This window comes from Pseudoalteromonas sp. NC201 (genome assembly GCF_002850255.1).
Lineage (GTDB): Bacteria > Pseudomonadota > Gammaproteobacteria > Enterobacterales > Alteromonadaceae > Pseudoalteromonas.
The window spans coordinates 936,092-946,655 of sequence record NZ_CP022523.1 but is presented as its reverse complement, the minus strand read 5'-3'; the positions used below and the strand labels follow the sequence as shown (position 1 = coordinate 946,655).

General features: G+C 44.0%; 8 protein-coding genes and 1 pseudogene. 5 read left to right on the top strand and 4 right to left on the bottom strand.

What is annotated here, in order from left to right; translation table 11 throughout:
- The first annotated feature begins 8 nt into the window (after window positions 1-8).
- The gene (locus PNC201_RS22075) at window positions 9-950 is read left to right on the top strand and encodes a hypothetical protein (RefSeq protein WP_010603649.1); all 942 of its coding nucleotides are present in this window, start codon (window positions 9-11) and stop codon (window positions 948-950) included.
- 33 nt (window positions 951-983) lie between these two features.
- Window positions 984-1,586 carry a hypothetical protein gene (locus PNC201_RS22070; RefSeq protein WP_102058454.1) on the top strand — a complete coding sequence of 201 codons (603 nt, stop codon included), beginning with the start codon at window positions 984-986 and terminating at the stop codon, window positions 1,584-1,586.
- Between the two features lie 76 nt (window positions 1,587-1,662).
- Here PNC201_RS22070 and PNC201_RS22065 read toward each other — a convergent pair whose 3' ends face one another.
- The 3 genes from PNC201_RS22065 to PNC201_RS22055 all read right to left on the bottom strand — a co-directional run bounded on the left by PNC201_RS22065 (window position 1,663) and on the right by PNC201_RS22055 (window position 7,445).
- Entirely contained in the window at window positions 1,663-3,069 is a 1,407-nt protein-coding gene (locus PNC201_RS22065) for a hypothetical protein (protein WP_102058453.1), read from the bottom strand.
- A gap of 139 nt (window positions 3,070-3,208) precedes the next feature.
- Window positions 3,209-4,468 carry a metallophosphoesterase gene (locus PNC201_RS22060; protein ID WP_102058452.1) on the bottom strand — a complete coding sequence of 420 codons (1,260 nt, stop codon included), beginning with the start codon at window positions 4,466-4,468 and terminating at the stop codon, window positions 3,209-3,211.
- A 187-nt stretch (window positions 4,469-4,655) separates the two neighbouring features.
- Window positions 4,656-7,445, bottom strand: coding sequence for a TonB-dependent receptor (locus tag PNC201_RS22055; RefSeq protein ID WP_102058451.1), 2,790 nt, complete (start codon window positions 7,443-7,445; stop codon window positions 4,656-4,658).
- 352 nt (window positions 7,446-7,797) lie between these two features.
- Between PNC201_RS22055 and PNC201_RS22050 the strand changes: the two genes are divergently transcribed.
- Together PNC201_RS22050 and PNC201_RS22045 are read left to right on the top strand one after the other, a co-directional pair.
- Window positions 7,798-8,706, top strand: a complete 909-nt coding sequence (locus tag PNC201_RS22050; RefSeq protein WP_010603654.1) for a GGDEF domain-containing protein — start codon at window positions 7,798-7,800, stop codon at window positions 8,704-8,706.
- Window positions 8,706-9,698, top strand: coding sequence for a helix-turn-helix domain-containing protein (locus PNC201_RS22045; protein ID WP_102058450.1), 993 nt, complete (start codon window positions 8,706-8,708; stop codon window positions 9,696-9,698). The genes PNC201_RS22050 and PNC201_RS22045 overlap by 1 nt, the downstream gene beginning before the upstream one ends.
- 21 nt (window positions 9,699-9,719) lie before the next feature.
- On the opposite strand, the pseudogene PNC201_RS23595 reads toward PNC201_RS22045, so the two are convergent.
- Window positions 9,720-9,935 (bottom strand): annotated as a pseudogene (locus PNC201_RS23595) (hypothetical protein).
- Window positions 9,936-10,094: 159 nt separating this feature from the next.
- On the opposite strand from PNC201_RS23595, the gene bufA2 reads away from it, so the two are divergent.
- A complete protein-coding gene (gene bufA2 / locus PNC201_RS22035; protein ID WP_010603656.1) occupies window positions 10,095-10,544 on the top strand; it encodes a BufA2 family periplasmic bufferin-type metallophore in 450 nt (149 codons plus the stop codon).
- The last annotated feature ends 20 nt before the right edge of the window (window positions 10,545-10,564 follow it).

Sequence of the window (10,564 nt, the reverse complement as noted above, 5' to 3'; positions counted from 1 at the left end):
GGCTACCCATGAGAGACAAGTTAAAATCCAATCAATCAGTTCTCGCTTTTATAGCTATTTTGGTAAAAACAATTGTTGAAAAGGTGATGGAAACTGAGGGTAAAAAGGAGACGCAAACGTTAACTCCCTCGGCACCTGTAGATAAGGTAGTGCATGATCGGCCAATAGAAGAAACACCGCTACTAAAAATAGAGGACTCGATACCACGAGACTTTAACATTAGTAAAGGCATGCAAAAAGTGGCTGTAAATAGTAAAGCAGACTTTGTCTTGCAAGATAATAACGTGCTCTCATCGAACCTACGTATCGCATTAGGCGGAGCTGACTTTGCGCGAGCAGGGAAACTTGCGAATATCGTTTTTGCTTATATGGCCTCAATATTTGCGCTTGTTTGTCTCCCCGTATATCTGAAAGAGTCTGAGCCTCATATCCTTTACCTTATGATTGGGTTAGTGGCGTTTGCAAGCTTCGTTTTTTATCGAGTTCACAGAATTAAACACCATACATCTGAGATACTACGGGTAGACTTCTTCCGAAATACTGGCCTTGTCACTTTTCCCATTGGCAATAACGAAGGGAGCTTCTCGTTAACACTTGATGAAGTTGAACTGTATATTGTAAAGGTCTCCTCGGGTAAAGGTGTGAGGCATAACTTGGCGTTTTTAGCCCCACAGCGATACCCAAAAACACTTAAGCGCCAGACACTTTATTCAACCGATTGGGAGCCAAAGGATATGGACAGCAGCGTGCAGTTGTGGAGTGAAATCCACCGTTTTATGGATACCACTCAGCCCATACCAAGTTCGTTTTATAAAGGTTGGCAAGAAACGATAGAAAGCCCCTATCTTGACCACCAAGACCATATTCAAATATTAGGCGAAGATTTAGTAAAACAAGCCCCCTTTTATGACCTAAAAAATAACCGCCCACTAGATAAAGAGTTTTGGTAATACTCGAATTAATCTCTATGACAAGGAGTTTTTGTGACAATAAATAAGTTAATTAAGAAATGCGTTGAGCATATTCTAGATGAAGGAACGCCCACTCGTGCAATCAGTGATGTGAGTGTGCAAAATCAACAACCCAAATATGGTCAAGCTTATCAACAACAGCCGCAACAAGTAATACGGAATGGTCAGCAAGTTACGATGACAAGATCTCAAGTTTCAACAAAGCGAGAGCCCAACCCAGTCGCTGAATTTTTGATTAAAGCCGTTGTTATTTTGATAGGCATCTTTGCAGTTGGTGCTTTATGTTTCGATGCATATTATTTAAATAAACGAGGCGACAATGCAGCTGTCGGCTTAATGATGGCAGCCGTTGGTGTGATGTATGGGTATCACTTTATTATGGCAAAGCTTAGCGATTACACTCAGCTTGTAAAGACATCCCGTTTTGTAGGATGGGGCTTAAATGTAGCAGGTACGTTTTATAGCCTATTTATCTTTGCTGATTTGCTGTCTGACTTTCGCGGGCACTCAGAGGATCAAGTAGCCCTTATCATGGCGTTCATCAATATCGTTTTTATAGGACTTTTGTTCTTTCTAATGCAAAAGATAAAGCAACCCACAAAGCAAATTGATTAAACTCCTTGAAGTAATAAGCCACCGCTAAAATCGGTGGCTTATTATTTTGAGCCTGTGCGCATTCAGGAACCCTGATTTACTGACTCTTTTGCATTAACTTTAAATAGTTGTTGTAAATATGGCTTACTTGCATCGTTGATTTACCTGCACTAATACCATGGCAGCTAAAGCAGTTAGCTGGTTTAATTTGTGGCTCGGTGCCAGTGACATCGCTGAAAGTTTGGGTATAAGTTTCCATAGTAATATTGGCAACCGCCAATGAGCCGCGTAACGCCTCGTTGGCTCCCTTACCCACAATATCGCCACTAATGCCATTTGCAAAATCGTAATCTTGCGTGCTCAGCCAGATTGATCCGGCGTAAAAGTAGTTACTCCAAACGGGATTCTTTTGTTCCAGTTTTACATTCACTAAGCTATTTAGTTCAGTAATATTATTGAAGTTAGTTTCATCTTGAGCTTGTTGTGTCTGACTCCCCACCAGCTCAGGGTTATTACCCGCTATATATGGATTGCCGTTTGGCACGCCGTATTGATATAACCGAAACGTGTTGGTCGTAGTTTCAGAAGCTGGATACGTTAAATGTGCATTTTGCACTTCTGTGCCGCCCCGATAAAATAGCAGATCGTGACTATTACTCACTACTTTATCTTGCTGTAAGTAAGCCGTGCTTTTCTTAAACTTTCCCTCAGAGCTGTAGTAATCTGGTGCACTCAATTTATGCTCGAACGTCGCCCAAATAAACTCTGGGTGATTTTCAACCACACCGACAACATGCATGCCAACGAGCGCCACTTCTCCCGTACCGCTATATTTATTGTCTTTTTGGTAAACCGCTTTACGAATATAAAAATGCTCAGCTAAATCAAGCTTTGGATAGACTTGCTGCAGCGCTTTGACATCCATCCAAGCAACCTTTAACTCAACCGACCCCACAGCAAATTCAGCTTTGCTATCTGCTTTAGGGTGGGAGGTTGCTGACTTCATATAAGTATCGTTAACGTGGATCGAATAATGTACGGGCGTCCCACCAAACTTGCTGTAAATAACGCCATCTGATCCAGCTTGATTTATATCTTCAAGGATCAACACATTTGCGGGGCGAAGTCCGGTTGGATTTAATAAATCATTCCAAGGGGCAAAATAAGGTTTTAGCGCATTATCAACCTGCCAAAACCCAGAACCAAACATCAACAAGCCACCAGGAGCACGCTTGTCAGGCTGCGTTAAATAGAGAAACTTATTCCACGACCACTGATGAAAATCGCAGTTTGTCGAAAGATCTTTACCATCTTTAAATGCAAACGGACTATTTGCACCTTCAGGAGGATTTGGCACAGGGCTGCCAAACCAATCGTTATTCGGTTTACAAGAAGTATCATTCGAGTAAGCAAGCGCACTTGGCGCAGCCAATGTACTTGTAGCAAGCAATAATGATATTCCAAGTAGTTGAAGTTTAGTGCGTGTAATTGATGACGGTAGCATGATGCTTTCCTTAAGATGTAAAACTCCTGTTAAATCTAGTTCATCAAAACGGAAGTTATCAATTACACAGCATTACATTTAATCTGTATTTCACCCTTTTTAAATGCTTAAAACCGCATGTTTATCGCCTGCTGATCCGTTACTTACTGCGGTGAGCGAAGCTAAAGCTTTGCTCTGGCACCAGCTGACCGCTTAAATCGTTTGGCGTTGAGTAAAACGACACATTTAACATGTCTTTTTGGTTGTCTAATTCGATATGCGCAAAGCCCCAAGTAAAAGCTTTATTCCAGACTAGCTCGTACTCTGGGTAACGCTTTTCTTGATAGTTAGCAAGCGGTGTATGCGTGCCGCGCATTTTTGATGCGGCGCCGCTGATAATAAGTGGTAAATTAGGCTTTGTGTTTCCTGGGAGTACACGTGAGCAGTCGTCCGTTAACAGTTCCAAATCATGCTCATGGCCTGCGATATATGCATCTGCATACTCACATAGTTCGGGTAAGATTAAGCGGCGTAATACATGAGCTTCGTCATATTTGGTGCCACCAATAGACCAAAGTACATGGTGTCCATATACAATTTTCCATTTTGCGGTTGAGTTTTTAAGCCCATTTGCAAGCCAAGCCAATTGCCTGTGATCTTCCCCATTTACAGGTTGCTCGTGCTTCTCAATGTCTTCTACTTCAGCTTGTCCGCTTGCCAGTGCACTCGCCAGTCCCTGTTCACTACCGTCCGGTTTTAGTGGAATTTCGTAATAATGCTGGCCAGAGAGCAACATATTGGTATCAAGTACAAAAAACTCGACATTATTGCCTGTCTCACCAAAGGTGTAGCTGTAATAACCTTTGCCATCCATGTGAAAATTAGCTTGCTTAGCCATCCACTCGGTCTGTAATTTCACGCCGCGACGAGACGTCTTCCAATCGTGGTTGCCTAATGCTGAGTACACGACCAACTCTGGGTTTTGAATAAGGAGCGGCTTTAGCGGCCCTAAAATCAAGTCATCCATACGCTTTTGGTCGTCCTTGCCATCGTTAGCCGCCGCTCCATCAGGATAGATATTATCACCAAGCTGAATAGCAAAGTCGCATGGCTTTTTCTCACACAAAGAGGCCATTGCCTGCCCAACCACCAACGCACCGGTTTCCTCCGTTGCGGTTTCGGTTCCCGGATAAACATAGATAGGCGCATGATTAAACTCTTCGAGCGGGCGATGCTCTTCTAACCAATCCGCCTTTTCAGCAGCAATAAACTCGGCCTTATTTTTAGGCGATTTAATGTGCTTCGTTTTTGGATAATCTGGGTGATAGCCACCATCTCCAAAGGCCAGAAAGTTAATATTTTCTGCGGCTTGCGCTGTGCTACTAAGCGCGAATAGTAATGCTATTGATGTTATTTTCATTGTTACCGACACAGTGTTACCACTGCATCCTCCTGCATATAAATAAGGTGGAAATAAGGTGGGTGTCCTTTTAATATCTTTTAATATCCTTTTAATACATCCTATACCTAAGACCCTAGATCGATACGGTGGCTGTCCTTTTAATAATCCTTTTGCTTTTACAAGGACACCCACCTCTACTTCTCTCTTAGAAAGACGTTACCGTTACTCCAAGCTCAAATGAACGCCCATAGGTTTCGTATTGGTAGTTGTAACGAGTGTCGCCTTGATAAATGCTCATCGGCTCGTCGGTTAAATTGATCGCGTTGAAATAAAGCTGAGTTTGCTCGGTATAAAAGTACTTCATGCTTAAATCGAGTTGCAGATGGTCGTCTTGGAAAACGCGCTGCTTGTTCTCTTCAAACAAAAAGCTTTTGCTCTTGTACGACGCACTCAACCTTGCGCTTATTTGGCTATTTTCATAACCAAACATTAGGTTGCCCACGGTGTCGGATTGGTTTGGTAGATTGTCATCAGCATCAATAAATGTACCATTAGCTGAGAGCATCAAACCATTTTTAAAGTTCTTCGTGTACGCAAGTTCTACCCCTGTTAGTTCAGCGGCGCCGCCATTAACACTTTGAATAACTTCTTTATAGCCTTGCCACTGACCGTTATCTTGCACCTCGGCTTTGGCAATAAAATTATCGATGTTTTTGTGAAAAACGCCCGCAGATAACACGCCAATCGCACCGGGGTAATATTCTACCGAGAAGTCATAGTTTGTTGACTTGTATGGGTCTAAGTCTGGGTTTCCGACTTCGGCTTTACGCTCAATTTCAATTTCGCCATCATCTTCTGTGGTCTCTGTTTCTATGATTTGAAATGCTGCTGCATCTTCAAAGCTTGGACGCGCAAGAGTTTGTGTATAGGCAAAACGGGTGATCAGCTTATCGCTGATTTCATAGCGTAATGTTAAATTTGGTAATAAATGGTCGTAGCTATCTTCAACTTGCCATTGGTTGATCTCGACGCGCTCAACGTCATTCACTTCATCATTAATGAGTTCAACACGATTACCACTCGTTGCATAATCTGTGTCTTCGTATCTAAAGCCTGCAATAACATTGAGTTTATCAATGTCGACCGTCAGCATGGCGTAGAGCGCGGTGACGGTTTCTTCACTGGTGTATGAGCGACCTTGTGTTTCAATGTCAGTTTCAAGCTGGTTTAGCTCAAGGGCACTGCGATTACTGTAGAAGTAGTCGCGGATCTGGCCGCGACTTAAACCCGGACCAAAGGCCCCAAGCTCATACTCAGGCTCATTGGCGGCAAAGTCTTTCGCCGTTAGATCATCAAAGCCGCCGTCATATAGCTTGGCGTCAACGCGGTTAAACTTTTCACGGTCGGCATATTTACCACCAAATTTAATTTGCGCATTGCGACCAAGTAAAGTGAAGTCTTTAGTTAAATCCAGTCTAAAGCTAGTATTTTCATCTTCACTTAGGTTGTTCTCCCAGACAATTTCATCGATTTCAAAATTGCTAAGTTGCTGAGAAGCTTCATCCGCTGCAAGCGTGGGTGTCTTACCATCCAGTACATACCCTAGCGCAAAGTCTTCTCCAGCAAATGAGGTATCCAAGCGATTTGGCTCGCTTTCATCTGATTTCGAGTAGCCAATACTGTATTCAATAAACCAATCCTGCACTAAGTTTTCGCCGCCCAAAACCACAGATAAAATGCTTTGCTCTTCATATCTGTCTTTGGTATCTCTATCCATTTCTGCACCTGAGAAATAGGCCGCATTTTGGCTTAGCTCATCGGCAAATACATCGCCTTTGTCAAACTTGTACTCATTGCGTTGACGAAATTCATCGTCAGAAAACTTGCTGTAGAGCGTGCGTAAGTAGTATTTGTTAAACCCTTTGTGATGCACATCAAGATTCAGTGCCGCCCCTAAACGCTCTCGCGTAATACGATAGTGGCGCTGCTCCATTTCCTCCGCACCAAAAAAGCTCACTTCTTCTTCTGAGTTCACATCGTCCATTTCTAGTTCCATCCAGCCGCCATCGGTTTCCATATTATGAGAACCAAACTCACGCTCAAACCAAGATACCGCCGTTGCAACCCCAACTTCCAACTCTTTGCCTGCGGCATAAATATCGGTGAAGCTAAACGACGCTTTTGGACTGGTCTCGCTCACCTGTTCATTGTGTGACGCTTGTAACGTCACGCTGTAGCTCTGCCCTTCTCGGTCAAAAGCACTGAGGCTTTTTACTTCGATGCTACCACCCACCGCTGATGCGTCCATATCCGGTGTGACCGTTTTGCTCACCTCTAGGCTTTGCACTAACTCACTTGGGATGACATCCATCGCCACCGAGCGCACGCCGGCTTCAGGAGAAGGTACATTTGCACCATTGATGGTGACGTTGTTTAGATTTGGGTCGATCCCACGAATTGCCACAAAACGGCCTTCACCTTGATCTCGTTGAATAGAAAGTCCAGGCAGACGTTGCAGTGCTTCTGCTGCGTTTTGATCCGGCAACTGACCGATGGAATCCGCGCTGACGATCGACTTAAGTGACAGAGCATTTTTTTGTCGGTTTAATGCACCTGCTTGTCCAGCTCTTTGCCCTACAACAATAATATCGTCCATTTGGCCCGTTTGAGAACCAAGCTGTACTTGAACATCGGTGACTTGGTTATCAGTAATTGTGATGCTTTTAGTCACGGTTTCAGCGCCAAGATAACTTATCTCAAGCGTATAATTACCCGCTGGGACATTCGTTGCGGTAAAGCGACCATCTCGCTCAGAGATAAGGGTTCTGTCTAATTCTTTGATCACCACTTTAGCCCCTTGAAAGTGGCTCTTTTTCGATACGGAACTGACTTGCCCTGTTAGGGTGTTAGCATTTGCAGCTGAGCTTAACGTCAGTCCAGCGCAGATCATCGCAACGGCAGAAAGTGTAAAGCTAGTCGGTAGATTTTTTTTCATTATTTGCTCGCACAGGTTGAGTAGAATTTTAGCGCCCCGCTAAAACGTCGCGGCTACCCTAGTGCGAAAACGTGACGCTTTTATTTCACTTGAGTGCGCTGCAGCCTATAACAGGGCGTTTATGCCAGCCGAACGCGTAAATTTGAGCCGATATGACCCCCCCCAGCCCTTAGAATTTTGGCAACGATATTTAACCTGAACTCTGAATAACAATCGGTTTGCTAGCTGCTGTTATGCAAAAATGTTGCGGTTTTTGTCATAAAAACATCGCCTTTACTGAGCTAAATTGACCCTATCAGCACCAAGCGCAAGTTTTTACTATATCGCTTTAAATTTTGACTAGACGACAAACATGAAACTTCAGCCTTTTTTACTGCATCAATCGCGGTGGTTGCTACTGGTGGTACTTACACTGGTTGCCATTACCATCACAGCCTATACCTCTGTATTGCGACCACTGTCGGACGTCAATTGGCTCGATAGCGTTGGTGAAGGTGGCCTCACGCTGATGACACTGATTTGGATAGCGGTGACCTTGCTCACTCGACCAAAAGGACTCGTCACTAACCTACTGTTTGCAGGGTTGAGTGCCATGTATGTTTCTATGCTGTGGGATTTTTTAGATGAGATGGTGGTGTTCACGCCCCATTATTTAACCAGTTTTGAAGCGATCCCTGCTTGCTTTGGCATGGTGCTGATGAGTATTTCAGCCTATTACTGGTATAAAGAACAAAGCATATTCAATCAAACCTTGATGAAAAAAGAGCGTTTTTATCGTGACCACAGCATGACCGACTTTGTCACCGGCCTCTACAGCGTAGAGTATATGCAAAATCAAGTTCGCCACGAACAATCTCGCCTTGCCAATGGCAATAGCCCATTTTGCTTAACGCTATTCGATATATGTGATTTTGCCGCTTACGCTCGCCAGCATGGTATGCAAAAAAGTAATCAGTTACTACGCGATATTGCCGATATGCTCTCTTTAAGCATGCGAGAGAGTGATCTGCTATGTCGCTTTGCAGCGGATAAATTTGTGGTCGTTCACCCACACAGCAACCATGTCCAGGCCCAAGCTTTTGCCAATCGTGCGGCCGAATTTATCGCTCGCCATGCCAACTATGATGATGGTGAAAACCAGCCGCAATATAGTGCAGTGAGATGGAGCTGTATCGAAGTTAATGACAAACACTGTGAATTTGAATCTCTGATAGCAGCGCTTGTGAACGAGCTGAATCAGGCCAAGGTAGCTGCGGCTTAATGTCCTACTTTGAGTGCCAAACAAAACAGCTTGCGAGTCGCTATTTTGCACTCCCTTTAGTGGAGTTGGCTTCCCAGCGCGGTGTACATGCAGACGTCATTTTGAAAGGCAGTAAGTTGTTTTATACCGATCTGCACGCTAACCCAACCTTCATTAGTTATGAGCAGTTTGAAACAATAGTAAGCAACCTTGTCAGTCAGGCGAGCTGTCAGGAAGTCAGTTTTATTTACGGCCAATACCTACTTAATACGCTAATCAGTCACCATGCCGAGCTGTTATTTAATTGCCACAACATACAACAATTGCTCAAAGTTCTACTGCTTAAAGGTTTGGATATACTGCCTTTTTACCACATTAGAAAACTCCAGACAGAAACAAGCTGCCATTTACTGTTTTCACCCGCCATTGCTGAAGGTAAGCCTGCGGTCACGCGATTTTTATGTGAAACAATGGCAAGCCTTTGTTGTGGCTACCTTAAGTGGCGCAGCCCAGAAACCACATTAACATTGCAGTTTCCGTATACAAAGCCAAAACAAGTCGCGCAATACCTGAGCCATATACACCTAGCTTACAGCTTTGATCACAGTGATTTTGCCGTTGTAATGAGTAACCAAGCTTTAGCTCAGCAACAAATTGGCACTTTTCCTTATTTAGTGGCTCGGCAGTTAAAAGCCTTGCCCTCACCACAGCGTGGATTTCTCGCCCAGCTGCACCGCTTACAGTTAAAATATCCTAAATATCATAGTGAGCAAATCGCCGAAATGATGGGCATGAGCGCTGCAACTTTTAAACGCAAACTCAAGCGGCATCAGACTACTTTTATTAACGAAAAAGACAGACTGCATCGTCAACAAGCCATGTTTTATGTGACTGAGCAAGGCTATTCCAATGAACAAATTGCAACCGCTTTACAGTTTAGCGACATCACTAATTTTCGCCGTGCATTTAAGCGATGGACGGGATTAACGCCTTCCTATTTTCGTAAGATTTAACTTTATCCCCCATTTTTTCTTCTACACTGAAATGGATCTTGCGGTTACTAGGTCTTTTATAACGTGACTGCGTTTCGATAATCCCAGGGGCTGCTTACCTTTGCTGTTTGATTTTTGTTCTCCTGAGTGAGTTTTGATCGCGGCGCTCGACTTGCCGCATAGTGGGCTAAGCTAAAGTTGAGCAACAAAGAACGAAGCACACTCAGGTGAACCCGAAGGGCAGCGCTTGATTGGCATTTCTACTGTGTTATCGCCAGACTTACATAGAACAACTATGCTACGCTGGCTCTGCCTTGTATAAATGGCAATCAAACTGCTGCAAAAACAAACTTGAAAGATAAGCAGCCCCTTGGCCGAAGCTAAGCACGTTAATAGATAACAAAGAGGATTAAAAACATGAAAGCATTAACGGGCGCTGCAATGGCGATGATGGTAGCGGGTTTGGTCGGTTGTAATAGCACAGAGAACAATTCTACAAGCGCACAAGCTGCGACAGCTGAAACAGATTTAGTGCATTGTTATGATGTCAATGTTTGTGGTGGACATAACGATTGTAAAACAGCGAGTAATGCCTGCTCAGGACAAGCTTCTTGCAAAGGCACTGGCTTTGTTGCCATGCCGAGCAAAGCGTGTAGTGATGTCGGTGGCAATCAAAAAGACACTTGGGTTGGCAGTGTCGCAAAGGCCGACCTTGTGCACTGCCACGATGTCAACGTTTGCGGAGGCCATAACGATTGTAAAACCGCAAGTAATGCTTGTGCGGGACACGCTTCTTGCAAAGGGACTGGATTTGTCAGCATGCCAGCAAAGGCCTGTGCTGACATTGGTGGCAAAGCAGAAAGCTAATAAGCTTTAACCTCGGCGCG

Coding starts and splice junctions, on each gene's coding strand:
- PNC201_RS22055 (WP_102058451.1), bottom strand. CDS start 7,445: ATGAAAAAAAATCTACCGACTAGCTTTACACTTTCTGCCGTTGCGATG.
- PNC201_RS22050 (WP_010603654.1), top strand. CDS start 7,798: ATGAAACTTCAGCCTTTTTTACTGCATCAATCGCGGTGGTTGCTACTG.
- PNC201_RS22065 (WP_102058453.1), bottom strand. CDS start 3,069: ATGCTACCGTCATCAATTACACGCACTAAACTTCAACTACTTGGAATA.
- PNC201_RS22075 (WP_010603649.1), top strand. CDS start 9: ATGAGAGACAAGTTAAAATCCAATCAATCAGTTCTCGCTTTTATAGCT.
- PNC201_RS22045 (WP_102058450.1), top strand. CDS start 8,706: ATGTCCTACTTTGAGTGCCAAACAAAACAGCTTGCGAGTCGCTATTTT.
- PNC201_RS22060 (WP_102058452.1), bottom strand. CDS start 4,468: ATGAAAATAACATCAATAGCATTACTATTCGCGCTTAGTAGCACAGCG.
- bufA2 (WP_010603656.1), top strand. CDS start 10,095: ATGAAAGCATTAACGGGCGCTGCAATGGCGATGATGGTAGCGGGTTTG.